This is a genomic window from Rhodococcus sp. NPDC058532, from assembly GCF_042719255.1.
Taxonomy (GTDB): Bacteria; Actinomycetota; Actinomycetes; order Mycobacteriales; family Mycobacteriaceae; genus Rhodococcus_G.
In genome coordinates this window covers 1-24,407 of sequence record NZ_JBHXNU010000005.1, presented here as the reverse complement: position 1 = coordinate 24,407, position 24,407 = coordinate 1, and the positions used below count along the sequence as shown (strand labels likewise).

Sequence of the window (24,407 nt, the reverse complement as noted above, 5' to 3'; positions counted from 1 at the left end):
GTGTCACGGGCGGCGGCCACGCCGACGCCTATGTCACGGGTGACCGGCTGCGCCTGTTCGCGTTCGCGACCGCGGAGAAGCGCACCGACTACCTGTCCGTGCTCCGCGCGTTCGACCACGCCCGCGCGAACTACGTGGTGCTGCTGCACGCCGGTGAGGTCGCCGCGACCCTCGACCGGACGGCGGGCCCGGGCCGGCCCGGCGATCGGACGCTCACCGCCGCGGAGGTCACTCCCCTGCTCGACCAGCTGCACGTGTGGGGTGTGCTCGAGCGCAGCTACGACGGAACCCGCGCCGCGACCCTCGCCGAGTACCGCAACCGGCACTTCGTCTACCAGTTCAGCCAGCTCGGCTACCAGGCGTTCCTGGCGGTGGAGGAGGTGCTCGGCGCCCGCCTCGACGAGGCGGCGCTGTCCCGGTTGGCGCTGCCCGACCTGCTCGCCGACCTGCACGGACTCGCCGCGGCGAACCGTGCGGGGGACGGTGAACTGATCTACCGCACGCTGCGCCGCCTCGACGACACCCTGTCCGGCCTGGCATCGCGGGCCGCGCAGTTCTACCTCACCCTCGGAAACCTGGTCCGCACCACCGAGGTCACCCCGGAGGCATTCCTCACCCACAAGGACGCGCTGCTCACCCACATGCGAGAGTTCGGTTCCGACCTCGCCCGGTACACGCCCAAGCTGGCTTCGGCAATCACCGCGGTCGAGGACACCGGCATGCCCGCGCTGCTGGCCAGGGCCGCCGTCGCCGACGAACGCGTGTTCCTCCCGGCGGTGGAGCGCGAGGCCGACTGGGCGGCGCGGTGGGCGGGGGTGCGGCAGTGGTTCGTGCCCGTTCCCGGGACCGTCAGCGAATCGGAGCGGCTGCGGGAGGGCACGATGAGCGCGATCGCCGCGGTGCTGTCGCTGCTGCGGCGCGTCACCGAGACCCGCCGCGGCGGCGTCAGCAGGGAGAGTCAGCTCCGGCACCTCGCCGGGTGGTTCGCCGCCGCCCCCACCGAGGACGCGGCGCACGCCCTGTTCCAGGCGGTGTTCGACCTCGGCCGTCCGCGGCACCTGTCGACGGTGCATCCCGACGCGGACGTCATCCCCGACACCCGGTCCTGGTGGGACGCACCGCCGGTGGAGATCTCCCGCACCCTCGCCGAAACCGGCCGACCCGCCGCGGCCGGGGCACCGAGCCGGGTGCAGCGCAACGACGCCGGTATCCGCCGGTTGCGTGCGGCTCAACTCGCCGCGCAACGCGCCCGGGCCGAGGCCGCGCGTTCGCTCGCCGCGGGCGGCGCCTACGAGCGGGTCCTCGACGATCAGGAGACCGAGGTGCTGCTGAGCCTGCTCACCACCGCCCTGTCCGCGCGGGTCGCGGTCAGCGGCACCGTCCGCGGGTCCACCGGATCGGAGCACGGTGTGCAGTTGACCCTCGAGCCGCACGACACGTCGACGACGGTGCAGACGACGCGCGGGCGACTGCACCTGGACCGGCTGCGGGTGAGGGTGCAGTGAGGGCCGCACAGTTGTCGGCGCGGGAGATCTCGCCGCTGATGCTCGAGTCCTACCAGCGGGCCGCGCGGGTGATCCTGGCCAATCACCTGGTCACCGCGACCTATCCGGACGCTGCCGCGCTGCCGCTGCTGCGGCGCTGGACCACCGAACTGCGGGACGATCTGCTGGAACTGTTCGGCTACCGGCTCGAGGTGACCGAGACGACGGCGCGGTTGTTCACCGCGGCCGACCGGCTCGATCCGACGGCGCCCGCCCGTACCGCCGGGGACCGCACCTTCGACCGGCGCCGGTACGCGTACCTGGCGCTGGTTCTCGCTGCGCTCGGGCGGGCTGGCAACCAGATCACCCTCTCCGAGCTCGCCGAGCACGTCGCCGCCGAGGCGTCGCAGGTGCCGGCGGTGGAGTTGTCCACGGAGCGCGCCGCGGACCGGGACGCATTCGTCGATGCCGTCGGGTGGCTGGCGGCCCGCGGCGCGATCACCCTCGCGGACGGCGATGCGGGCGGTTGGGCGTCGAATCCCGAAGCGGGCGAAGCGCTTTACGACATCGACCGCTCCGTGGTGATCGCACTGTTCCGTCCGCCCAAGGCACTGCAGCACCTGTCGTCGGTGCGCGGGCTGCTCGCCGCGCCCGCCGAGGACACCGCCACCCCGGACACCGCAGCGCGGGAGACCGCGCGCCGGGTGCGGCGCGCCCTGGTGCAGCAGCCGGTGGTGTACGCGGACGACTTGGACGACGACGAACGGCTCCAGCTCGCGCTGCCCCGGACCGCCGCCGATGTGGAACTGCTGACCGGACTGGTCGCCGAACGCCGCGCCGAGGGCGTCGCGCTGATCGACCCGTCCGGACGACTGTCCGACGTCCGGTTCCCCGGCACCGGCACCATCGCGCAGGTGGCGCTGCTGCTGTGCGGGGAGATCGCCGACCGGATCGGTGACCCCGACGCCCCCGAACCGGTGCTGCTGCCGCTGCCCACGACGCCGACCTCGGACCTGGTCGGGCAGCTCGATGCCGCGATCCCGCAGGCGAGCGTGCTGCACGACCTCCTCGACCGGCCCGCGGACACGGTCGACCCGGACGCGCCGTCGACGCGGTACCCGTTCATCGAGCACAGCTGGATCGAGACACGGGTCGCCGACCTCGTCGACAGGTTCGGCCGGACGTTCGCCGCGCAGTGGCAGGCCGACCCGGCCGGCCTGCAGCGGCGGGCCGTCGACCTATTGGACGGGCAGCGGCTGCTGCGCCGCATCGACGGCGGCGTGCTGGCGCTGCCCGCGCTGGCGCGATACCGCGGGGTGGTGGTGACGATCCGCGAGCGGGCACCCGAACCGGACCTGCTGTCCGTCGGCGCCACCCCGACCGATCCCGACCTCCCCACCGACGAGAAGTAGAGGCTGACTTCACATGGCCAGTGCGCGTTTTCGCCCCACCCGCGCGGGAATCGTCAACCTGTGGGACTACCGGGACCAGGAGTTCTCGTTCGCGGACGGTCGTCTGGTGCTGCGCGGCCCGAACGGCTCCGGCAAGACGAAGGCCCTCGAGGTGCTGTTCCCGTTCGTCCTGGACGGCCGCATCGAGCCGCGGCGGCTGAACCCGTTCGCCGGTGAGGAGCGGACGATGAAGTCGAACCTGCTCTACCGCGGCGAAGACAGCGTGCACGCCTACGTGTGGATGGAGTTCGCCCGCGGCGACGCCGCGGACCCGGAGGCCGTCACCGTCGGCATCGGCATGCGGGCGAGCAGGCAGAACGACAAGGTGACGCGGTGGCATTTCGTCGCCGACGGCCGGGTCGGCGTCGACTTTTCCCTGCTGGCCGCCGGGGACCAGCCGGTGACCAAGAAGCAGCTTGCCGAGCAGATCGGCGGGGACGCGATCTGTGACCGGCCGGTGGACTATCGGGCGGCGATCGACGCACGGCTGTTCGGGCTCGGTGCGCAGCGCTACGACCAGCTCATCACGCTGATCCTGACGCTGCGCCGACCGCAGCTCGCGAAGAACCTGGACCCGAAGGGGCTGTCGCAGGCATTGACCGACGGCCTGCGTCCGCTCGACGAGCACCTGGTGCTGGAGGCGGCGCGCTCGTTCAGCGACATGGAGGAGGTGGGCCGCGCGCTCGAGGGGCTCACCGCCGCCGATCAGGCCACCGGGTCGTTCATCGGCGTGTACACGAAGTACCTGCGCCAGCAGGCACGAACCGACGTCGAACAGGTTGCCCGCCGCATCGAGGCGGTGACCGCCGCGACCGCCGCGCTGGAGGCGGCCGTCGCCGACCGGACCCGCAGGCAGACCGAGCGGGCCGAGTCGGAGCAGCGGGTCGCGGCGGCCGACCGCGCCCTCGACCTGGCCCGCGGCGAGTTGGAGACGCTGCAGCGGTCGACTGCCTACGAGGGCAAGCAACAACTCGATGATCTCGCCGCGGTGGTCGCGGACCTACACCGGTCGACCGAGGCGCAGTCCGACAAGGCCCGCAAGGCGCAGTCGAGTCTCGCGCAGCGCGCGGAGGAGGCGGCGCAGTCGCAGGCCAGGGTGACCCGGGCCGTCGACGCGCTGGCCCGCGCCGAGGACGAGCTGCAGTCCGCGGCGACGGACGCCGGGATCGACTGGGCGGCACTGCCGGACGAGGCCCGCGGCGACCAGCTCACCACCACGGTCCGCGGGCACGCGGAGGAACGGACCGGCGACGTGCGCGTGGTCCGCGAGGCGGTGGCCGCGGCGCAGCGCGCAGGAGCCGAACGGGAGCGGGCGCAGCGGGCCACGGACCGCGGCCGGGAATTGCTCGAGGCAGCCATCGTCGCCGTCAAGGAGGCGGAGGCGCGGACCGCGCTGGCCCGCTCCGAAACGTCGACCGCGGTCCGCCGCTGGTGGACCACGCACTCGTCGCTGTACGCGCGGGTCGGCATCTCCAGCGACCTGTTCGTGGAGCTGCACGAGTCGGTCGCCACGATCGGCGACGACGAGGCGCCGACGTTCACCGAGATCCTCGACGGCCACACCACCGACCCGATCGACACGGTGCGCGCCGGGCGGGCCAGGGCCGAAACCGATGCCGCGCAGGCCACCGCCGAGATCACGGCGCTGACCGCCGATCGGGCGCGGATCGCGGCCGAACACGACGACGCCCCGCCCCCGATCCCGTTCCGGACCGATGACCGGTCGACGCTGTCCGGGGCGCCGCTGTGGCGGCTGGTCCGGTTCGCCGACCACGTCGATGCCGCCGACGCGGCCGGGATCGAGGCCGCGCTGACCGCCGCACAGCTGCTCGACGGCTGGGTGCCCGCCGCCGACGGCCCCCTGCCCGACCACGAGTCGGAGCAGTTCCTGGTGCCGCTGCCCGCCGCGGATCGGCCGGACGGGGCCACCCTGGCGGACGTGCTCGTCGCCGAGCCCGACACGGGTGTGCCTGCCGAGCGCGTCGGCGCATTGCTGAGTTCGATTGCGCTGCACACCGGGTCGGGCGACGGTCCGGGTGTTGGCGTGACCGGCCGGTTCCGCCAGGGGATCCAGGTGGGCAGGCACACCAAGGCCGCGGCGGAGTTCATCGGGGTCACCGCCCGGCAACGCCGCCGCGAGCAGCGGCTGCGCGACCTCGACGCCGCACTCGAGCAGGCTCAGCGGCGCCGCGACCGGGCCCTCGACGAGCAGTCCGCGGCCGCCGACCTGGTCACCGCGCTGACCGCCGCGGGCCGGGCCCTGCCGCGCCCGTCCACCGTGCAGTCGGCGCTGCGTGCCGTGTCCGAGGCGGCGGGCGCGCTGCGCAGCCGCGACGAGGCCGCGTCGGCGACGCAGCAGGAACTGGACCAGGCGATCGCCGAGCTCGCGGTCCGGGACCGCGCGCTGCGGGAGGCCGCGGCCCGGCACCGGGTGCCGTCCGCCAGCCCCGGCGCCGATGCCGCGTGGGGACCGGCGCTGGACGCCCTCGCCGCCGCGATCCGGCACTTCGAGACCCGCGGCGACCTGGTGGTGCGCTGTCGCCGGGACCGGGAGAAGGAGAACGAGCATCGCCGCGAGGCCGCCGACCGGCACGCGGAGGCTCGGGACGTCGCGGAGGAGTTCACCGAGGAAGCCGAGCTTGCCGTGGCCAAGCTTGAGCACCAGGAGCAGAACCTGCAGACGCTGCGGGACTCGCTCGGCGCGGGTGCCGACGAGATCGACGCCGAGATCGCGAGGGCCCGGGACCACATCGACGCGGCGACGACCGAGCAGCGGGCCGCCCGCAGGGCCTATGACAGCGCCGTCGAGTGGATCGGCAAGACCGAGGGCGCGCACGGCGCCGCCGCCCTTGCCCTGCGCGGGGCGATCACCGAAACCCGTTCCGACGCTCAGCGTCTCGCCCCCTACGCCCGGCGCGATCTGCTTGAGTTGCTCGGCGTCGACACCGCGCACGGGTGGCCGGCGTCGGATGCGGCCTGGCTGACCACCGACCAGCTGGTGTACCGGATCGACACCGAACCGGGAGCACCCGTCGCGGTGGTCCCGGACGAGGTCGCGGCGCTGCAGGCGGCGCTCGAGTCCGCGACGGCCAGCGTGAAGGTGTCCGAGGCGGCGGGCAAGTCCACCCGGTCCGCCCTCACCGGTGCCCTGCAGGACTTCGACGCCCGACTCGCGGCAGCGGGCCAGGACTACCGGCTGCGGTGGGACGCCGCGGACGGCCTGACCACCGTGACGGTCCAGCACGACCAGGGGCTGTCCTCGATCGGCGACTTCGCCGCGCTGATCTCCGCGCGCCGCGCCGACCAGCAGTTGCTACTCACCGACTCGGAACGGCGCATCCTTGAGGACGCGCTGCTGACCGGTCTCGCCCACCAGATCCACGAGCGCACCGTCGACGCCCGCGACCTGATCGCGCAGATGTCGTCGGAGATGCGGGAACGCCGCATGTCGTCGGGGACCACGATCGGCGTGCACTGGGTGCTGGCGGACAGCCTCGACGAGCCGACCCGCGCCGTCTCGAAGCTGCTCGACCGCGACGCCTCCGCACTCGGCCCGGACGAACTGGCCACCATCCGAGCGCATTTCGCGACCCGGATTCGCGCGCTGCGGGCCGCGCACCCGGAGCGCGCGTACCCCGAGATCCTCACCGAAGCGCTGGACTACCGGCGCTGGCGGGTGTTCTCACTGTCCCTGGTCTCCGGGGACGGCACCGAGGAGCGGCTCACCGCGGCCCGGCACGGGGCCCTGTCCGGCGGTGAGCAGTCGGTGTCGCTGCACCTGCCGCTGTTCGCGGCCGCGCACGCCATGCTCTCCTCCGCTGATCCGCACGCGCCGCGACTGCTCGGCCTCGACGAGGCGTTCGCCGGGGTCGACGACAACGGCCGCAGCGAGCTGCTCGGGCTGAGCGTGCAGTTCGACCTTGACCTGTTCATGACCGGCTACGACCTGTGGGTCACATACCCCGACGTGCCCGGGTGCGCGCACTACGACCTGTCCCATTCGACGCCGGAGCACACGGTCAGCGCGACGCTGATGGTGTGGGACGGCGGCATGCTGATGTCGGAGCACGACGGCACCAACCTGGCCAGGGCGCTCGGGTCGCCGCTGCGCAGGCGGGTTCCGACCTCGATCGACGGCAGCCTCGCCCTCCTGGAAGTGTGACGCTGCGCGGGCCGGGTCAGCGCAGCGAGACTCCCAGCAGCGCGTCGACCGCATCGGAGAACAGTCCGGGCGCGGCCGCGTCGGAGCCGCCGTGGTCGACGGCCCTGCGGGCCCAGCCGTCGAGCGCATCGAGGGCCTTCGGGGTATCGAGGTCGTCGGCGAGATGCTGACGCAGCCGCGCGACCGTGTCGTCGGCGTTCTGCCCGGTCGGCAGGGCCGCCGCCCGCCGCCACAGCGCGAGCCGCTGCTCGGCGGCCGCGAGCACGTCACCGGTCCAGGCCCGGTCCTCGCGGTAGTGCCCGGACAGCAGGCCAAGGCGGATCGCCATCGGATCCACGCCCTCGCCGCGCAGCTTGGAGACGAACACCAGGTTGCCCCGACTCTTCGACATCTTCTCGCCGTCCAGGCCGATCATCCCGGTGTGCACATAGTGACGAGCGAAACGCCGTTCGCACACAACGGATTCCGCGTGCGCGGCGGAGAACTCGTGGTGTGGGAAGATCAGGTCGCTGCCGCCGCCCTGGACGTCGAAGCCGGACCCGATGCGGTTCAGCGCGATCGCGGAGCACTCGACGTGCCAACCCGGCCGCCCCTCCCCGAACGGCGACGGCCAGGACGGCTCACCCGGCCTGCGGGCCCGCCACACCAGCGCGTCGAGCGGGTCCTGCTTCCCGGGGCGGCCCGGGTCGCCGCCGCGTTCGGCGAAGAAGCGCTCCATCGTCGGCCGGTCGTAGCCGGATTCGTAGCCGAACTGCTCGGTGGCATCAACGCGGAAGTACACGTCCGGGTACTCGGCGTCGTCGACGACGTATGCGGCGCCCGCGGCGAGCATCTTGCCGACCATCTCGACGACCTCGTTCACCGACTCAACGGCGCCGATGTAGTCGCGGGGCGGCAGCACCCGCAGCGCCTCCATGTCCTCCCGGAACAGCGCGGTCTCGCGCATGCCGAGCACCACCCAGTCCTCGCCGTCCCGCTCGGCGCGCTCGAACAGCGGGTCGTCGACGTCGGTGACGTTCTGCACGTAGTGCACGTCGTGGCCCGCGTCGCGCCAGAGCCGGTTCACCAGGTCGAACGCCAGATAGGTCGCGGCATGACCGAGATGCGTCGCGTCGTAGGGAGTGATCCCGCACACGTACATCGTCGCCGTCGGCCCCGGGGTGACGGGTCGCACGCGGCGGTCCGCGGTGTCGTGGAGCCGCAGCGGCGGCCCCTGACCAGGTACGGGGGGAACGGCGATGTCGGACCAGGACTGCATGTCGTCGAGCCTATCGGACCGTCCGGTCACCCGACCGAAGGGACGGATCAGAAGGCGGGCCAGGGAATCGGGCGGTGACTGCTCGGCAGCGGCATCACCGGATCCGTCAGCACGGCGCGGGTGCGGCGCCGCAACGCCGCAACCTCCACGTCGGTGACGTGCTCGGACAACCGGTCGCCGAGGTCACCACCGAGGGCCCCCTCAAGCACGTCGATGTCGGCGAGCAGTTCCCCACCGATCGGCTGTCCGGCCCACCCCCACAACACCGTTCGCAGCTTGTCCTCGGAATGCAGGCAGATGCCGTGGTCCACCCCGTACACGGACCCGTCGATGCCCTCGAGCGCGTGGCCGCCCTTGCGGTCGGCGTTGTTCAGGATCACGTCAAGCACCGCCATCCGCCGCAACCGCGGATCGTCGGCGTGGATCAACGCCACCTCCTCGCCGTCGCCGTCGTAGGCGTGGAGCACCGGAAACCACCCGTCGGGGACCCGGTCCGGCGGGCAGATGTCGACCAGGTCGAGGCGTTCGCCGCGCTCCCCGGCGGTCTCGGGTGTCGGAACCCACCGCTGCACCATCCCCGGACCGTAGGGGCCGTCACGCAGGATGGTGCGCGGGATCACGCCCCACCCGAGCGCCTCGGACACCAGGTACGAGGCGACCTCCCGTCCGGCGAGGGTGCCGTCGGGGAAGTCCCACAGCGGGCGCTCCCCGCGGATCGGCTTGTAGACGCAGCGCTGGGTGCGTCCCTCCGCGGTCGCCTCGCACACCAGCGTCGTGTTGCTTGCCGACACGATCCGGCCGAGGACCGTCAGGTCGCCGGTGGCAAGCAGGTCCGCGCCGGTGGCGCCTGGGGTGTCGGGATCGGGCGTGCGCAACGGTCAGCTCTCGCCGTCGGGTCGGGCGAAGGTCGCGCCGCGCCGGTAGCCGTTGGTCCGCACACACACGTGCCCCTCCGGCGACAGCGGCTCCCCGCACAGCGGGCACGGCGCCCGCCCGGCCGAGATGACCCGCTCGGACCGCACCGCGAACTCCCGGGCCTGCAGCGGAGTGAGGAACACCCGGACCGCATCCGGGCCCTCGTCCACGTCGTCGAGGACCACCGACTCGTCGACCTCCGACTCGGACACCGCCAGCAGTTCGACGACGACCGCCCCGGCATCGGAATCCCAGCCCAGTCCCATCGTCCCGACCCGGAACTCGGCATCGATCGGCGTCACCAGCGGATTGGTGTCGCTGGGTTCGGCCTCGTGCGGCGGCACCGCGGTGCCGAACCGCCGGTGCACCTCGTCGAGCAGCAGCCCCATCCGGTCCGCGAGCACCTGCACCTGCTGCTTCTCCAGGAGCACGCTGACCACCCGCGTGTCGTGCACCGCCTGCAGATAAAACGCGCGGTCACCCGGCTCACCGACGGTGCCCGCGACGAACCGGTCCGGGGTGCGAAAGACGTGAATCGCTCGGGACATTCAGCACCTCCACCTGATCGGGCCGTCACACGGTCGGGTTGCGTTCGGGTGTCCACCCGATCCCATTATCCGCCCTTCCCCGAGGTTCCCGCCGCACCGCCGGGGACCGCGTCGGACGCGCCGACCCCGGCAGGGGACGCGGCGGCGGACGCGTTCAGTCCGCTCAGGTCGGCGCCGGTGTCGTTCATCCGCAGCACGAACGGCCGGGTCGGGGTGTACCGGACGACGCTGACCGACGCCGGTTCGACGACGATCCGTTGGAAGCCGTCGAGGTGGTTGCCGAGCGCGTCGGCGAGGACGGACTTGATCACGTCACCGTGGCTGCACGCGATCCACACGACGTCCCGATCGTGCTCGGCGGCCAGTCGGGTGTCGTGCCTGCGGATCGCGGCGACGGCGCGGGCCTGCACCTGCGCCAACCCCTCCCCGTCGGGGAACACCGCCGCGGAGGGGTGCTGCTGCACCACCTTCCACAGCGGCTCGGCGAGCAGGTCCTTGATCGGCCTGCCGGTCCACCGCCCGTAGTCGACCTCGGCGAGTCCCTCGTCCACGACCGGCGTCAGGCCCAGCTTCTCGGCGAGCGGCGCGACCGTGCGCTCGCAGCGCAGCAGCGGGGACCGCACGATCTCGGCGACGTCGAGCCCGGCGAGGCGCCCGACGAGGGACTCCGCCTGGTCGCGGCCGAGGTCGTCGAGGTCGATGCCGGGGCTGCGTCCCGCGAGCACACCGGACGTGTTCGCCGTCGAGCGGCCGTGCCGCACCAGGATCACCGTCATGGATTCAGACTAGGTCGGATCTGTGGACGGGGTCGGATCGACTCGGCCCACGTCAGGTCGCGGCGACGACGCCGGTGCCGAGCAGGACCAGCAGCACGACACCGAGGATGATCCGGTAGCCGACGAACCAGTACATGGAGTGGTTGACCACGAACCGCAGCAGCCACGCGATCGTCGCGTACCCGATCACGAAGGCGATGATCGTCGCGACGATCAGCTGGGGGCCGCTCGCGTTGAGCCCCTCCCCCGCCGGCTCGAAGGCGTCGGGCAGCGAGAACAGGCCGGCCGCCGTCACCGCGGGGATGGCGAGCAGGAACGAGTACCGCGCCGCGGCCTCACGGGTCAGTCCGAGAAACAGGCCCGCGCTGATCGTGCCGCCGGAGCGGGAGACGCCGGGGATCAGCGCCAGCGCCTGCGCCGACCCCATCAGCACGCCGTCCTTGAGGGTCAGTTGCTCGATCGGGCGCTGCTTGCGCCCGTAGTGTTCGGCGGCGGCGATCACCAGCGCGAACACGATGAGCATCGTCGCCACCAGCCACAGGTTCCTGGCGCCGGTGCGGACCTGATCCTTGAACAGGAACCCGAGCACCCCGACCGGGATGGTGCCGATGATGACGTACCAGCCCATCTTGTAGTCGTGGTCGCGGCGGTCCGGGTCGCGCAGGCCCCGCAGCCACGCCATCACGATCCGTCCAATGTCGCGCGCGAAGTACACCAGGACGGCCGCCTCGGTGCCGAGCTGGGTGACGGCAGTGAAGGACGCGCCCGCGTCCGCACCGAAGAAGAGTTCGGAGACGATCCGCAGGTGTCCGGACGACGAGATCGGCAGGAACTCGGTCAATCCCTGCACGACGCCGAGCACGATCGCCTGCACCCAGGTCATCGACTCCCCGATCACCGGGTGGCCCGATCGGGCAGGCGCGGATCGGGTCGGTGGGCCATCGACGTGGCCGGGCGGCGCATCACGGACAGCACCGTACCCGCCCGCGTCACCGCGGCCGCTCGGCGCGTCCGGCTGCCACGCACCTGGCCGCGGCACTACGCTTCCGGAGTTGTGGTGAGCGAACGATGAAGCAGCGGACGGTCGGACGCAGCGGGCTGCGGGTGTCCCGGATCGGTCTCGGCACCCTGCCGTGGGGTCGGGACACCGAGGGCGACGAGGCCGCGGCGCAGCTGGTCGGGTTCGTGGAAGCCGGTGGCACGCTGGTCGATTCGTCGCCGTTCTACGGCGGCGGCGCCGCTCAGCGGGTGCTGGCCGAACTCCTCGACGACGTGGTGCCGCGCACCGAGCTGGTGCTCTCGAGCAGTGGCGGAATCCATCCGGGACGGGACGGCGTCGACTGTTCCCGCCGGGCGCTGCTCACCCAACTCGACGCGACCCTGCGCGATCTCGGCACCGACCACCTCGACCTGTGGCAGGTCGCGGCGTGGGATCCGCGGACTCCCGTCGACGAGGTCGCCGCGGTGCTCGAGTACGCCGTCACCAGCGGCCGGGTCCGGTATGTCGGGGCCCGCGGCCACCTGGGCTGGCAGTTGGCGACTACGACGGCCGCGGCCCCGCTGGCCGCGACGCAGGCGGAGTACTCGCTGCTGGCCCGCGGCGCCGAGGATGAGTTGCTGCCCGCGGCCGACTTTCACGGGGTCGGGTTGCTCGCGGCGGTGCCGCTCGCCGGTGGGGTGCTCACCGGCAAGTATCGGGACGGGATCCCCGCCGATTCGCGCGGTGCGTCGGAGTCGGGCACGGAGTCGGTGGCCGGGTACCTGACGCCGGCAACCTCCCGGGTGGTCGACGCCGTCGTCACCGCCGCGGACGGGCTCGGCGCGTCGCCGTTGGCGGTCGCGCTGGCGTGGGTGCGGGACCGGCCGGGGGTGGCCAGCGCGATCGTGGGGGCGCGGGACTACGCCCAGCACACCGGCGTGCTCGCCGCGGAGGAGCTGGAGCTGCCCGACGCCATCGCTGCGGCCCTGGACGACGTCAGCGCCTGACGCCGCGGCGCCCGATCCCTACCCTGGGTGGCATGCGGGAGCGGGAGGCGCGGCGGCGATTCGAGCGGGCCCGGGTGGCGACACTGGGCACGGTGTCGGCCGCGGGTGAGCCGCATCTGGTCCCGGTGGTGTTCGCGGTCGACGGCGACGCGGTGGTCACGGCCGTCGACGGGAAGCCGAAGTCGACGCGGCGGCTGCGTCGCCTCGACCATGTGCGGGCGACGGGTCGGGTGTCCCTGCTCGTCGACGAGTACGACGAGGACTGGACCCGGCTGTGGTGGGTTCGGATGGACGGCGCGGCGGACGTGGTGGACGCCACGTCACCGTCCGGCGAACGCGGAATCTGGGCGCTCGTCCAGAAGTATCCGCAGTACACGGACGCGCTGCCCGCCGGGCCGGTGATCGTCGTGCGTCCGCGGCGCTGGGTGGGGTGGGTATCCCGCGCACACGCTGAGCCAAGGCCAGGCTAACCTGGTGCCGAAACGTTTTCTCGACACCGTGTTTCCAACCGCACACCTTCGCGTTTTCCAGACAGGGGAAGTGATGACAGCGCTCGATTCGGCGACCACGACGGCGCCCGGCCTCGCCGAGCGGATCAAGGCGGAGACCGACGCCGCCCACCGCCGGACCGAACAGTCCCGGTTCGTCGGCGACCTGCTCGGCGGCAAGCTCAACGCCGCAGCGCACGCGGCGCTGATCGCGCAGACCTACCTCGTCTACCGCACCCTGGAGGAGGCCGGGCACGCGCACGCCGACCACCCCGTCGTCGCACCGTTCCTCGGCGACGAGCTGCTCCGCACCGAGGCCCTCGAGGCCGACCTCGAGTTCCTGCTCGGCGCGAACTGGCGCGACGAGATCAGCGCGACGCCCGCCACCCAGCGCTACATCGACCGGCTCAACGAGGTCGCGTTCTCCTGGCCTGCCGGCTTCGTCGCGCATCATTACATCCGGTACCTCGGCGACCTGTCCGGCGGCCAGATCATCCGCCGGATGCTCGAACGCGCCTACGGCTACACCACCGACGGCCTCCGGTTCTACATCTTCGACCAGATCGAGAAGCCGAAGGTGTACAAGGACGAGTACCGGGCCAAGCTCGACGACGCGCCCCTGTCCGCCGAGGATCAGCAGCGGCTGATCGACGAGGTGAACCTCGCATACGAGCTGAACGGGGCGCTGTTCGCGGACCTCGAGGCCGACATCGACACCTACCTGGTCAAGTGATCGGGGTGCGTGCCCGCGGCGGCGTCCTGCGCGCGGCCGCGGTACTGGCCGCCGCCGCCCTGGTCGCGGTCGGCTGCGGGACCGGAGACGGCGACGTGTCCGCGTCGGGGCAGTCCGGCCGGACCACCGCAACCCTCGACGGCCTCGACCCGACCCCGATCGCGCAGTCGCCCGCCGCGACGCTGCCCGTGACGGTCCGCGGGTTCGACGGCGTCGACGTCACGATCACCGACACCAGCCGGATCGTCGCCGCCGACCAGTACGGCACGCTCACCGAGACGGTGTACGCCCTCGGACTTGGCGATCGGCTCGTCGGCCGGGACGGGGCCGCGCAGTTCCCGGCGGTCGCGTCGGTGCCGAACGTCACCCCGTCCGGGCACTCGATGTCCGCGGAGGCGATCCTGAACCTGCACCCGACCGTGGTACTGACCGACACCAGCATCGGGCCGAGGTCGGTGCAGGATCAGCTGCGGGACGCGGGCATCCCGGTCGTCTTCTTCGATCCGACCCGCACCCTCGACGGCGTCCCCGGCCAGATCGAGGCGGTCGCGGCGGCCCTCGGCGTCCCCGCGGAGGGCAAGGCGCTCGCTGACCGCACCTCCGCCCGGATCGACGAGGCGGCGGCGCTGGCCCCGACCGACGGCACCGCCCCGACGGTCGCGTTCCTCTACATGCGCGGCACGTCGATCACGATGCTCGCCGGGCCCGGCTCCGGCGCCGACTCGCTGATCGAGGCGCTCGGCGGCGTCGACGCAGGCACCGCATCCGGCCTGACCGCGAAGTTCACGCCGATCACCAGCGAGGCGATGATCGCAGCGGCCCCGGACGTCTTCCTGATGATGACGAAGGGACTCGACTCGATCGGCGGCATCAACGGCCTCGAGCGGATCCCGGGCATCGCGCAGACCCCGGCCGGGCGCAACCAGCGGGTGGTGGACATGCAGGACGGCGCGCTGCTCAGCTTCGGTCCCCGCACCGGCGAGGTGCTGCACGCCCTCGCCGTCGCGCTCTACGGCCCCGACTCGCAGTGACCGCCGAGCCAACCGCGACCGCGCCCACCACCGCGGCGCCCCGGCGCCCCGGCGCCGCGGTCGTGCTGATCGCGCTCGCGCTCGGGCTGCTGGTCCTCGCGGTGGCCTCCGCGTGCATCGGCCAGGTGCCGACCTCACCGGCGGAGGTGCTCGGTTCACTCGCCCACCGGATCGGTCTCGACCTCGGTCCGATGCCTGCCCACCCCAGCGGCGAGGTCACCCTGTGGCAGGTCCGGTTCCCCCGGGTGGTCCTGGCGATTGTTGTCGGCGCGGGCCTGGCCTGCGCGGGCGCGCTGCTGCAGGGTGTCTTCGCGAATCCGCTCGCCGAACCCGGCGTCATCGGTGTGTCCTCCGGTGCTGCGGTCGGCGCGTGCGCGGTGATCCTCACCGGGGGCGCGTTCGTCGCGGGCACCGCGGTGGCCGCCGCCGCGTTCGTCACCGGGCTGATCACCACGATCCTGGTGTACCTGCTCGCCCGCTCCGACGGTCGCACCGAGGTGGTCACGCTGGTGCTCACCGGCGTCGCGATCAACGCGTTCGCGGGCGGCCTTATCGCCTTCTTCACCTTCGCCGCCGACCCGGCAGCCCGCGACCAGATCGTCTTCTGGCAACTGGGCAGCCTCAACGGCGCCACCTGGGAGGCGGTCGCGGTGGTGACGCCGATGGCGATCGTGGGCATCGCGGTCACGATGATGCTCGCCAACAAGCTGGACCTGCTCTCGCTCGGCGAATCCGCGGCCGCCCACCTCGGCGTGAACGTCGAGCGGCTGCGCCAGGTCGCGGTGCTCGTCGTCGCGGTTCTGGTGTCCGCGTCGGTCGCGTTCACCGGGATCATCCTGTTCGTCGGCCTCGTCGTCCCGCACCTGATGCGCATGGTGGTCGGCCCGGCGCACCGGCTGCTGATCCCCGCCAGCGTGCTGTGCGGCGCGATCGTGCTGCTCGCCGCCGACCTCGGGGCGCGCACCCTGGTCCCGAACGCCGACCTGCCGCTCGGCATGCTGACGTCGCTGATCGGCGGACCGTTCTTCTTCTGGATGCTGCGTCGCACCCGTAAGCAGCAGGGAGGCTGGGCATGACCGTCACCGCCCGGGTGCGCGACCTGTTCGCGCGCGACCTGCCCGCACCGCACCGACCCGAACCGGGGACGGTGACGATGCGCGCCGTCGACGTCAGCGTCGACCGCGGCGGCCGCCGCGTCCTCGACTCGGTGTCCCTCGACGTCCGGGCCGCGGAGGTGCTTGCACTCGTCGGCCCCAACGGCGCAGGAAAGTCCACTCTGCTCGCGGCCCTGTCCGGGGACACCGCCGTCGCCGCGGGGCGGGTCGACCTCGACGGACGACCGCTCGGGGACTGGACCGGCGCCGAGATGGCCCGCCGCCGCGCGGTGCTGCCGCAGCAGCACACCGTCGGCTTCTCCTTCACCGCCCGCGAGGTGGTTCGGATGGGCCGCACCCCGTGGGCTCGCACCGCCCTGCGGGACGAGGACGACGCCGCCGTCGCCGAGGCAATGACCGCCTGCGACGTGGAACGGTTCGCGCAGCGCCCCTTCGCTGCCCTGTCCGGCGGCGAGAAGGCCCGGGTCGCACTGGCCAGGGTCCTCGCCCAGCGCACCACCACGCTGCTGCTCGACGAACCGACCGCGGCGCTCGATCTCGGGCATCAGGAGGCGGTGATGCGGCTCGCGGCCGGGCGGGCCGGGGACGGCGCCGCCGTCGTGGTGGTGCTGCACGATCTGGCGTTGGCCGCCGCCTACGCGGACACCGTCGCGGTGCTCGCCGACGGCGGGCTCGCCGCGCTGGGTCCGCCGCGGGAGGTCCTCGCCGAGGACCTGCTCGGCCGCGTGTACGGCCACCCCGTCGAGGTGCTCACCCACCCGCGGACCGGTGCACAGCTGGTGCTGCCGCGCCGCGACATGCCCTAGCCGCCCCCGATCGCCGGTCTGCGGGCGACCGCAGTGACGTGGACCGCACCGCGGAGGGGCGGATTCGGTGCACCGGCCGGGATCGGGAATGCTGGACGCCGAACCGTGTCCGCCCGCCGAGGGCGCGACGCTGCCGCATCGTGAGGAGACGTACATGCCGAGGCAACGCGCACGCGCCGCGACCGTTCTGTCGGGGGCGCTGTTACTGCTGGTCACCGGCTGCGCCTCGGACAACGACACCGACAAGGTCAAGACGATCGAACCCGCGACCGCCGCCGCGTCACCCGCGGTGTCGAACCCGCCCGCAGGCGGCGTGGTCACCCTCGGCGGCCCGGTCTCGGCGACGGTGTTCGACGACGACACCGACACCGTGGTCATGCTGACCCCCGACGCCCGCGGCCTGCTCCTGCTGCCCGGATCGGTGTCCGGTATGCCGCCGGGAGCACTGTCGGACGTCCCGCTGCGCACCGTGACGCTGCCCGGCGGTGTCGCTGCGCTGTCCGCCCCGCGCGACGGCGTCGTCGCGGTTCCCGCGGGCCGGGCGGTGGTGCGGGTGGACCTGGCGACCGGGGACACCACCAGCACCGCGGTCGACGGCGACGTGCAGGCGGTCGCGCTGCTCGCGGACGGCCGGATGGCGGTCGGCACCGCGGCGGGCGAGGTCCTCGAGATTGAGGCCGACGGGACCAGCAGCGACACGGTCTCCGGCCTGGTGTCCGTCGACGCGCTCGGCGAGCACGACGGCCGGGTCACCGCACTGGACCGGCGGCAGAGTTCGGTCACCGAGATCAACTTCGACGACGACCGGCTCGGCCTCGCGCTGCGCGCCGGCGACGGCGCAACGAACCTCGTCGCCGACCGGTTCGGCCGGGTCATCATCACCGACACCAACGACGGTGAACTGCTCTCGCACACCACGGACCCGCTGATGCTGCATCAGCGCTACCCGGTGCCGAACTCGCCGTACGGGGTCGCGGTCGACGAGAAGACCGGCATGGTGTGGGTGACGGTCACCGGAACGAACGAGGTCGTCGGGTACGACCTGTCCACCGGAATCCCGGTCGAGAAGCATCGTTACCCCACTGTCCGGCAACCCAATTCGGTGGCCGTCGACTCCGAGTCGGGGACGGTGTTCATCGCGTCGGCCACCGGCGACGGGCTGCAACGCATCGACGTCACCGGTCACTGATCCGCGGCACGACAATCGAGAGAGGCTCTTTCGTGTACACCCTGCTGCTGCGCCTGATGTTCCTGCTGTCCCCGGAACGCGTGCACCACCTCGCCTTCGGGGCGATGCGACTGGTCACCGTCGTCGGGCCGCTGCGCGCCCTGGTCGCGCGGGTGCTCACCGTTCCGGACCCGGTGCTGCGCACCAGGGTGTTCGGCGTCGACTTCCCCGCGCCGCTCGGTCTCGCCGCCGGCTTCGACAAGAACGCCACCGGCGTGAACGTCTGGGGCGCCATGGGATTCGGGTATGCCGAGGTGGGCACCGTCACCGCGCAGGCACAGCCAGGCAACCCGGCGCCGCGACTGTTCCGGCTGCCCGCGGACCGCGGGCTGCTCAACCGCATGGGCTTCAACAACCACGGCGCAGGCCATGCCGCGAACCAGCTGCGGCAGCGCAAGACGGCGCTGCCGATCGGCGCGAACATCGGCAAGACGAAGGTGGTCGCCGCGGCGGACGCCGCCGAGGACTACGCCGCCAGCGCCCGGCTGCTCGGGCCGCTCGCCGACTTCCTCGTCGTCAACGTCAGCTCCCCCAACACGCCGGGGCTGCGGGACCTGCAGGCCGTGGAGTCGCTGCGCCCGATCCTCGCCGCCGTCCTCGAGGTGGTGGAGATGCCGGTGCTGGTGAAGATCGCACCGGATCTGTCCGACCAGGACGTGGACGCGGTCGCGGACCTGGCCGTCGAACTCGGCCTCGCGGGCATCGTCGCCACCAACACCACGATCTCCCGGGACGGTCTGCTGACCCCAGCGGGCGAGGTGTCCGCGATGGGTGCGGGCGGCGTCTCCGGCCCACCGGTCGCGGACCGGTCGGTGGAGGTGCTGCGCCGGCTGTACGCGCGGGTCGGCAACCGCCTGGCGCTGATCTCCGTCGGCGGCATCGAGACCGTCGACCAGGCGTGGGAGCGGATCCTGGCCGGCGCGTCCCTGATCCAGGGCTACACCGGGTTCATCTACGGCGGACCGTTCTGGATGAAGAAGATCCACCGGGGCCTCGCGCGCAAGGTCCGGGACGGCGGCTACGCCTCGCTCGCCGACGCGGTCGGCCAAGGCGCTTCGCGCCCGTGAGTCCTTTTGGTCCCCCTGCGGGCCAGAAGGACTCACGGGCGGCGGAGCCGCCTAGCGCCCGAAGGCGGCCGTCAGGGTGGCGCGGGCGATCGCGTGGCCGAACAGGTTGAAGCCGAGGAACGCGGGCGTCGCATCGGCGGTCAGCCCCTCGACGCTCTCGACGTCCAGCGCGTGCACGGCGAAGATGTAGCGGTGCGGACCGTGGCCCACCGGCGGGGCGGAGCCGAGATAGCGGTGTCCGCCGCCATCGTTCTTCAGGGTGATCGCGTCGGCAGGCAGCCCGGCACCCCCCTCGTCGCCCGCGTTCAGGGCGAGGGAGGTGACCGACGCCGGGACGTTCGCCACCGCCCAGTGCCAGAACCCGGACGCGGTCGGCGCGTCCGGGTCGAACATCGTGACCGCGAAACTCTTGGTCTCGGCGGGGAACCCGGACCAGGACAGCTGCGGGGAGATGTCCTTGCCGCCGGGGACCCCGAAGATCCCGCTGCGCTGGTCGGCGGGCACCTCGCCGCCCTCGGTGACCTGGTCCGAGGTCAGGGTGAAGGTCGGCAGGTCCGGCAGTGGGCCGTACGGATCGTGCGCCATGGGGGTCCTCTCGTGGGTGCGGTGACGATGGTCAGCTGTGCAGCAGGAAGTGCTCGAGCACGCGTGTGCCGAACTCTAGTGCGTCCACCGGCACCCGCTCGTCGACGCCGTGGAAGAGCGCGGTGAAGTCGAGTTCCGACGGAAGCTGCAATGGAGCGAACCCGAAGCAACGAATCCCCAGCGTGGCGAACGCCTTTGCGTCGGTCCCCCCGGAGAGCATGTACGGCACGGTGCGTCCGTTCGGGTCGTGCGCGAGGATCGCCGCGTTCATCGCGTCGACCAGCGCACCATCGAACGTGGTCTCGTAGGAGTCCAGCTTGGTGATCCACTCCCGGGTGACGTCGGGTCCGATCAGCTCGTCGACCTCCCGCTCGAACGCCGCCTGCCTACCGGGGAGCACCCGGCAGTCCACGACCGCGGTTGCGGTCTGCGGGATGACGTTCGCCTTGTAGCCGGCGTCGAGCATCGTCGGGTTTGCGGTGTCCCGGAGGGTGGCGCCGATGATTCGGGAGATGGTCCCGAGCTTCTCCAGCGCGGTGTCGATGTCGGGGGCGGACGGGTCGAAGTCCAGTCCCGTCTCGGCGCCGACGGCACCGAGGAACTCGGCGACCGAGTCCGGCACCACCAGCGGGAAGGTGTGCCGTCCGAGCCGCGCGACCGCCTCGGCGAGGAGGGTGACCGCGTTGTCCTCATGCAGGAACGAGCCGTGCCCGGCTCGGGCCTTCGCGGTCAACCGCATCCAGCCGAGCCCCTTCTCCGCGGTCTCGACCAGGTACAGGCGCGCATCGGAGCCGTCGGGGCGCGGCACGGACAGGGAGAACCCGCCGACCTCGCCGACCGCCTCGGTGATGCCGTCGAACAGGTCGGGCCGGTGCTGCACGAGCCACTGCGACCCCCAGGTCCCGCCCGCCTCCTCGTCGGCGAGGAAGGCAAACACCAGGTCCCGCGGCGGCACCGTGCCCTCGGCCTTGAACTGGCGCGCCAGCGCCAGCGTCATTCCGACCATGTCCTTCATGTCGACGGCGCCGCGCCCCCACACGTAGCCATCCTCGACGGCCCCCGAGAAGGGGTGGACACTCCAGTCCGCGGGTTCGGCGGGCACCACATCGAGGTGGCCGTGGATCATCAGCGCGCCGCGACTGCGGTCGGCGCCGGGCAGTCGCGCGAAGACGTTGCCACGTCCGGGCTGACCCGACTCGACGTACACCGTCTCGTAGCCGACTTCCTCGAGCTTGCCTGCCACCCATTCGGCGCATTCCCGTTCGCCCCTGGTGGTGGCGAGGTCGCCGGTGTTGGACGTGTCGAAACGGATCAGCGCACTGACGAGGTCGACGACCTCGGATTCGGCACTGCTGCGGATTGTGGGTGAGGAATCGATGTGCGGCACCTCCCTTTCCTACACCGTGCACCACCGGAATTCGTGCGAACACCCCCGCCGCACCGGCGTTGACCTGCGACAACGAGACGATTTTGGTTCTCGGGGTGTGCTGGGTTAATCTTTTCCAGCACGCAGCGAGAGCGGCGAGCGAAACAAAGAGTGTGCAAGCGCGAGTGGCGGAATGGCAGACGCGCTAGCTTGAGGTGCTAGTGTCCTACTAATGGACGTGGGGGTTCAAGTCCCCCCTCGCGCACTCTGAGTTGAGACAGACGACGAAAGCCCCGAACTTCGGTTCGGGGCTTTCGTCGTCTCGCGACCACCATCACCGAATCGGTGTCCGGCGCCGCCGCCGGTAGACTCGACCGACGACAGCAGCGACGAGATCAGGACTGAGCACCAGCACCGATGGCACAACCGACGACAGGCATCGACCCCGCCGACCTGCAGAGCATCGACCCGACGGATCTGGAGACCTGCCTGAGGGTCCTCGCCGCGGCAGGAGAACTCGACGCCGACCATCCCGATTCCGTTGCCCTGCAGCGCGCCAGCGGCAAGATGTTCAAGCGGCTCAAGCGGCGCAAGCGGATCGAGGTCCGTGACGCGAAGAACGCGGCCGACCGCGCCGTCGTTGCCGCGACCGCGACCGGGTCACCCAACCGCATTGACGACGAGACCGCCGGTGTGCTGATCTCCTCGCCGACCGTCGGGGACACCGCGGGCACCCTGATCCGGCCGCGGCCCTGCTACATCTGCAAGCAGCGGTACACCGTCGTCGACGCCTTCTACCATCAGCTGTGCCCGGAGTGCGCGGCGCGCAGTCACGCCAAGCGGGACGCGTCCACCGATCTGACCGGCAGGCGGGCACTACTCACCGGTGGCCGCGCGAAGATCGGCATGTACATCGCGCTGCGCCTGCTCCGCGACGGCGCCCACCTGACGATCACCACCAGATTCCCGAACGACGCCATCCGCCGGTTCAGTGCAATGGAGGACAGCGCCGACTGGATCCACCGACTCCGCGTCGTCGGCATCGACCTGCGCGACCCGGCCCAGGTCGTCGCGCTCGCCGAGGACGTCGCCGCGCAGGGGCCGCTCGACATCTTGATCAACAACGCCGCCCAGACCGTCCGCCGCTCCCCCGGCGCCTACTCCGCGCTCGCCGAGGCGGAGTCGGCTCCGCTGCCCGCGGGCGCGCTGCCCGACGTGGTGACGTTCGGCAAGACCAGCGACGCGCACCCCGCCGCCCTGGCCAGTTCGCTGCCCGCGGCAACCCAGTCGATCGTGCATCAGGTCAGCGAGCTGGCGCTGGTCGCGGGATCGGCCACCCCCGAACGTATTTCGCAGGGGATCGCGATCGACGCGGGCGGCCTAGTGCCCGATCTCGCGCACACCAACAGCTGGGTGCAGGCCGTCGGCGAGGTCGACCCGATCGAGCTCCTCGAGGTGCAGTTGTGCAACTCGGTGGCGCCGTTCATCCTGGTCGACCGACTCCGTCCCGCGATGGCCGCGTCGCAGGCCCGCCGCAAGTACGTGGTCAACGTCTCCGCGATGGAGGGTCAGTTCTCCCGCAAGTACAAGGGGCCCGGACACCCGCACACCAACATGGCGAAGGCGGCGCTGAACATGCTCACCCGCACCAGCGCCAGGGAGATGCTGGAGCAGGACGGCATCCTGATGACCGCCGTCGACACCGGCTGGATCACCGACGAACGCCCGCACTACACGAAGCTGCGCCTGGCGGATGAGGGCTTCCACGCCCCGCTCGACCTGGTCGACGGCGCGGCGCGGGTCTACGACCCGATCGTGCAGGGCGAGGCGGGCGTCGACCTGCACGGCTGCTTCCTCAAGGACTTCGAACCGTCCCCCTGGTGACGGAGAAAACCACCCACTGGTTCCCTAATGTCACATCGAGTGTCGTCTAGTGACCCACTGTGACATTAGGGAACCCGAGGCGGGCGGGCCGTGGACGTGACGGAGGGTCACACTTAGTGTAGTCGGCATGACCCGCACCCGCGACCTCGACATCGTCGTCTACGGAGCCACCGGCTTCGTCGGCCGGCTCGCCGCCGACCACCTGGCCCGACACGCCCCCGGCGGAACCCGCATCGGGTTGGCCGGGCGCAGTCGAGCGAAGCTCGAGCGGGTCCGCGAGAGTCTGCCGGGCGCATCGGACTGGCCGATCCTGATCGCGTCCGCCGACGACGGCGCCTCCCTCACCGCGCTGGCCGAATCCACGCAGGTCGTGGTCAGCACCGTCGGTCCGTACGCGAAGTACGGCATCGACCTGGTGCGGGCGTGCGCCGAGACGGGCACCGACTACGCGGACCTGTCGGGCGAGGTCCTGTTCGCCAGGGAATCCATCGACCGCTACCACGACATCGCGCGGACCACCGGCGCGCGGATCGTGCACGCGTGCGGGTTCGACTCGATTCCATCGGACCTCGGGGTGCACGTTCTGCACGACAGGGTCACCGCGGACGGCGCGGGCACGCTCACGGACACGACCCTGGTGGTGTCCTCGCTGCGCGGCGGTCTCAGCGGCGGCACGATCGACTCGATCCGCACCCTCGTCGACGCCGTCAGGTCGGACAGGGCTGCGCGTTCCCTTGTGCTGCAACCCTATTCGCTGAGCCCGGATGCCTCGAAGGAACCCGATCTGGGGCGCCAGCTCGACGCCGAACTGGTGAAGGGGTCGGACATCGCGCCGGACCTGGCGGGGGTGCTGGCACCGTTTTTGATGGCATCGACAAACACCCGGGTGGTGCGGCGTAGCAACGCTCTGCTGGACTGGGCCTACGGGCGCACGTTCCGGTACCGAGAGGTGATGAGCGTCGGCGCATCGCCCCTGTCACCGCTGCTCGCGGCGGGTGTCGCGGCCGGGCTCGGCGTCCTCGCGGCAGGCCTAGCGCTGCCCCCGACGCGGTGGGCGCTCGACCGGATGCTGCCGAAGCCCGGCGAGGGGCCGAGCGAGAAGACGCGCCGGACCGGGCATTTCACGACGGAGGTCTACACCACCACCAGCACCGGTGCCCGCTACATGTCGCGGATGCGCGCACAGGGCGACCCCGGGTATGCGGCGACCGCCGTGATGCTCGGCGAGTCCGCCCTCGCGCTTGCCCTCGACCGCGCGGTGCTGCCGGAGGCGGCCGGCGTCCTCACCCCGGCGACCGCGATCGGCAACCGGCTGGTCGAGCGGCTCCGCGACGCCGGTGTCGAGATCACCGTCCGCAGCATGTAGGCGCTCTGCAGGATGGACGGGCCGCAGTGCTGCGTCGAGTGAACGGCACATTCGTTCGATCTGACCTGAATCCACCGGTGCGGCTCACGGGTCGGTGCGGGGTTGCGATTGTCGACCGTCACCGCACTGCGGGCACACCTCATCGACTGGCGTGATCC

20 protein-coding genes and 1 tRNA gene are annotated in these 24,407 nt (G+C 71.9%); 14 read left to right on the top strand and 7 right to left on the bottom strand.

Going from position 1 to position 24,407, the window contains the following annotated elements:
* The first annotated feature begins 47 nt into the window (after positions 1-47).
* The 3 genes from ACFWQG_RS08020 to ACFWQG_RS08010 are packed head-to-tail and all read left to right on the top strand — an operon-like array spanning position 48 to position 7,097.
* Positions 48-1,505, top strand: coding sequence for a TIGR02677 family protein (locus tag ACFWQG_RS08020; protein ID WP_378507274.1), 1,458 nt, complete (start codon positions 48-50; stop codon positions 1,503-1,505).
* An 11-nt stretch (positions 1,506-1,516) separates the two neighbouring features.
* A complete protein-coding gene (locus tag ACFWQG_RS08015; RefSeq protein WP_378507273.1) occupies positions 1,517-2,896 on the top strand; it encodes a TIGR02678 family protein in 1,380 nt (459 codons plus the stop codon).
* Positions 2,897-2,909: 13 nt separating this feature from the next.
* Positions 2,910-7,097 (top strand): TIGR02680 family protein, encoded by a 4,188-nt coding sequence (locus tag ACFWQG_RS08010; protein WP_378507072.1) that lies wholly within the window; start codon positions 2,910-2,912, stop codon positions 7,095-7,097.
* A 16-nt stretch (positions 7,098-7,113) separates the two neighbouring features.
* On the opposite strand, the gene mshC is transcribed toward ACFWQG_RS08010, so the two are convergent.
* The 5 genes from mshC to ACFWQG_RS07985 all read right to left on the bottom strand — a co-directional run bounded on the left by mshC (position 7,114) and on the right by ACFWQG_RS07985 (position 11,489).
* A complete protein-coding gene (mshC, locus tag ACFWQG_RS08005) occupies positions 7,114-8,355 on the bottom strand; it encodes a cysteine--1-D-myo-inosityl 2-amino-2-deoxy-alpha-D-glucopyranoside ligase (protein WP_378507071.1) in 1,242 nt (413 codons plus the stop codon).
* A gap of 47 nt (positions 8,356-8,402) precedes the next feature.
* Positions 8,403-9,230 carry an SCO1664 family protein gene (locus tag ACFWQG_RS08000; protein ID WP_378507070.1) on the bottom strand — a complete coding sequence of 276 codons (828 nt, stop codon included), beginning with the start codon at positions 9,228-9,230 and terminating at the stop codon, positions 8,403-8,405.
* Positions 9,231-9,233: 3 nt separating this feature from the next.
* On the bottom strand, positions 9,234-9,818 hold the full coding sequence (locus tag ACFWQG_RS07995) for a DUF3090 domain-containing protein (protein WP_378507069.1): 585 nt from the start codon (positions 9,816-9,818) through the stop codon (positions 9,234-9,236).
* A gap of 65 nt (positions 9,819-9,883) precedes the next feature.
* Positions 9,884-10,594, bottom strand: coding sequence for a histidine phosphatase family protein (locus tag ACFWQG_RS07990; RefSeq protein ID WP_378507068.1), 711 nt, complete (start codon positions 10,592-10,594; stop codon positions 9,884-9,886).
* A gap of 52 nt (positions 10,595-10,646) precedes the next feature.
* A complete protein-coding gene (locus ACFWQG_RS07985; RefSeq protein ID WP_378507272.1) occupies positions 10,647-11,489 on the bottom strand; it encodes an undecaprenyl-diphosphate phosphatase in 843 nt (280 codons plus the stop codon).
* 173 nt (positions 11,490-11,662) lie between these two features.
* Here ACFWQG_RS07985 and ACFWQG_RS07980 point away from each other — a divergent pair, with 173 nt between their 5' ends.
* From ACFWQG_RS07980 to ACFWQG_RS07945, 8 genes are all read left to right on the top strand, one after another.
* On the top strand, positions 11,663-12,580 hold the full coding sequence (locus ACFWQG_RS07980; RefSeq protein ID WP_378507067.1) for an aldo/keto reductase: 918 nt from the start codon (positions 11,663-11,665) through the stop codon (positions 12,578-12,580).
* 32 nt (positions 12,581-12,612) lie between these two features.
* On the top strand, positions 12,613-13,050 hold the full coding sequence (locus ACFWQG_RS07975) for a TIGR03668 family PPOX class F420-dependent oxidoreductase (protein ID WP_378507066.1): 438 nt from the start codon (positions 12,613-12,615) through the stop codon (positions 13,048-13,050).
* Between the two features lie 73 nt (positions 13,051-13,123).
* Complete coding sequence (locus ACFWQG_RS07970) at positions 13,124-13,801, top strand: heme oxygenase (biliverdin-producing) (protein ID WP_378507065.1); 678 nt, start codon at positions 13,124-13,126, stop codon at positions 13,799-13,801.
* On the top strand, positions 13,798-14,832 hold the full coding sequence (locus ACFWQG_RS07965; RefSeq protein ID WP_378507064.1) for a hemin ABC transporter substrate-binding protein: 1,035 nt from the start codon (positions 13,798-13,800) through the stop codon (positions 14,830-14,832). The genes ACFWQG_RS07970 and ACFWQG_RS07965 overlap by 4 nt, the downstream gene beginning before the upstream one ends.
* On the top strand, positions 14,829-15,908 hold the full coding sequence (locus tag ACFWQG_RS07960) for a FecCD family ABC transporter permease (RefSeq protein ID WP_378507063.1): 1,080 nt from the start codon (positions 14,829-14,831) through the stop codon (positions 15,906-15,908). The genes ACFWQG_RS07965 and ACFWQG_RS07960 overlap by 4 nt, the downstream gene beginning before the upstream one ends.
* The gene (locus ACFWQG_RS07955; protein WP_378507062.1) at positions 15,905-16,753 is read left to right on the top strand and encodes a heme ABC transporter ATP-binding protein; all 849 of its coding nucleotides are present in this window, start codon (positions 15,905-15,907) and stop codon (positions 16,751-16,753) included. The genes ACFWQG_RS07960 and ACFWQG_RS07955 overlap by 4 nt, the downstream gene beginning before the upstream one ends.
* Positions 16,754-16,841: 88 nt before the next feature.
* Positions 16,842-17,942 (top strand): hypothetical protein, encoded by a 1,101-nt coding sequence (locus tag ACFWQG_RS07950; protein WP_378507061.1) that lies wholly within the window; start codon positions 16,842-16,844, stop codon positions 17,940-17,942.
* A gap of 32 nt (positions 17,943-17,974) precedes the next feature.
* The gene (locus ACFWQG_RS07945) at positions 17,975-19,048 is read left to right on the top strand and encodes a quinone-dependent dihydroorotate dehydrogenase (protein WP_378507060.1); all 1,074 of its coding nucleotides are present in this window, start codon (positions 17,975-17,977) and stop codon (positions 19,046-19,048) included.
* 51 nt (positions 19,049-19,099) lie between these two features.
* On the opposite strand, the gene ACFWQG_RS07940 is transcribed toward ACFWQG_RS07945, so the two are convergent.
* Together ACFWQG_RS07940 and ACFWQG_RS07935 are read right to left on the bottom strand one after the other, a co-directional pair.
* Complete coding sequence (locus ACFWQG_RS07940) at positions 19,100-19,633, bottom strand: YbhB/YbcL family Raf kinase inhibitor-like protein (protein WP_378507059.1); 534 nt, start codon at positions 19,631-19,633, stop codon at positions 19,100-19,102.
* A 31-nt stretch (positions 19,634-19,664) separates the two neighbouring features.
* On the bottom strand, positions 19,665-21,011 hold the full coding sequence (locus ACFWQG_RS07935) for a M20/M25/M40 family metallo-hydrolase (protein WP_378507271.1): 1,347 nt from the start codon (positions 21,009-21,011) through the stop codon (positions 19,665-19,667).
* Between the two features lie 167 nt (positions 21,012-21,178).
* Here ACFWQG_RS07935 and ACFWQG_RS07930 point away from each other — a divergent pair.
* From ACFWQG_RS07930 to ACFWQG_RS07920, 3 genes are all read left to right on the top strand, one after another.
* Positions 21,179-21,264: transfer RNA gene (locus ACFWQG_RS07930), tRNA-Leu, on the top strand.
* A gap of 152 nt (positions 21,265-21,416) precedes the next feature.
* Complete coding sequence (locus ACFWQG_RS07925) at positions 21,417-22,883, top strand: SDR family NAD(P)-dependent oxidoreductase (protein ID WP_378507058.1); 1,467 nt, start codon at positions 21,417-21,419, stop codon at positions 22,881-22,883.
* 127 nt (positions 22,884-23,010) lie between these two features.
* Positions 23,011-24,249: a saccharopine dehydrogenase family protein gene (locus ACFWQG_RS07920; RefSeq protein ID WP_378507057.1), complete on the top strand. Its 1,239-nt coding sequence runs from the start codon at positions 23,011-23,013 to the stop codon at positions 24,247-24,249.
* Positions 24,250-24,407 lie beyond the last annotated feature (158 nt).

Bases quoted from the DNA above. Each gene is read 5' to 3' on its own strand.
- ACFWQG_RS08010 (WP_378507072.1), top strand. From the start codon at position 2,910: ATGGCCAGTGCGCGTTTTCGCCCCACCCGCGCGGGAATCGTCAACCTG.
- mshC (WP_378507071.1), bottom strand. From the start codon at position 8,355: ATGCAGTCCTGGTCCGACATCGCCGTTCCCCCCGTACCTGGTCAGGGG.
- ACFWQG_RS07995 (WP_378507069.1), bottom strand. From the start codon at position 9,818: ATGTCCCGAGCGATTCACGTCTTTCGCACCCCGGACCGGTTCGTCGCG.
- ACFWQG_RS07990 (WP_378507068.1), bottom strand. From the start codon at position 10,594: ATGACGGTGATCCTGGTGCGGCACGGCCGCTCGACGGCGAACACGTCC.
- ACFWQG_RS07980 (WP_378507067.1), top strand. From the start codon at position 11,663: ATGAAGCAGCGGACGGTCGGACGCAGCGGGCTGCGGGTGTCCCGGATC.
- ACFWQG_RS07975 (WP_378507066.1), top strand. From the start codon at position 12,613: ATGCGGGAGCGGGAGGCGCGGCGGCGATTCGAGCGGGCCCGGGTGGCG.
- ACFWQG_RS07970 (WP_378507065.1), top strand. From the start codon at position 13,124: ATGACAGCGCTCGATTCGGCGACCACGACGGCGCCCGGCCTCGCCGAG.
- ACFWQG_RS07955 (WP_378507062.1), top strand. From the start codon at position 15,905: ATGACCGTCACCGCCCGGGTGCGCGACCTGTTCGCGCGCGACCTGCCC.
- ACFWQG_RS07950 (WP_378507061.1), top strand. From the start codon at position 16,842: ATGCTGGACGCCGAACCGTGTCCGCCCGCCGAGGGCGCGACGCTGCCG.
- ACFWQG_RS07940 (WP_378507059.1), bottom strand. From the start codon at position 19,633: ATGGCGCACGATCCGTACGGCCCACTGCCGGACCTGCCGACCTTCACC.
- ACFWQG_RS07925 (WP_378507058.1), top strand. From the start codon at position 21,417: ATGGCACAACCGACGACAGGCATCGACCCCGCCGACCTGCAGAGCATC.
- ACFWQG_RS07920 (WP_378507057.1), top strand. From the start codon at position 23,011: ATGACCCGCACCCGCGACCTCGACATCGTCGTCTACGGAGCCACCGGC.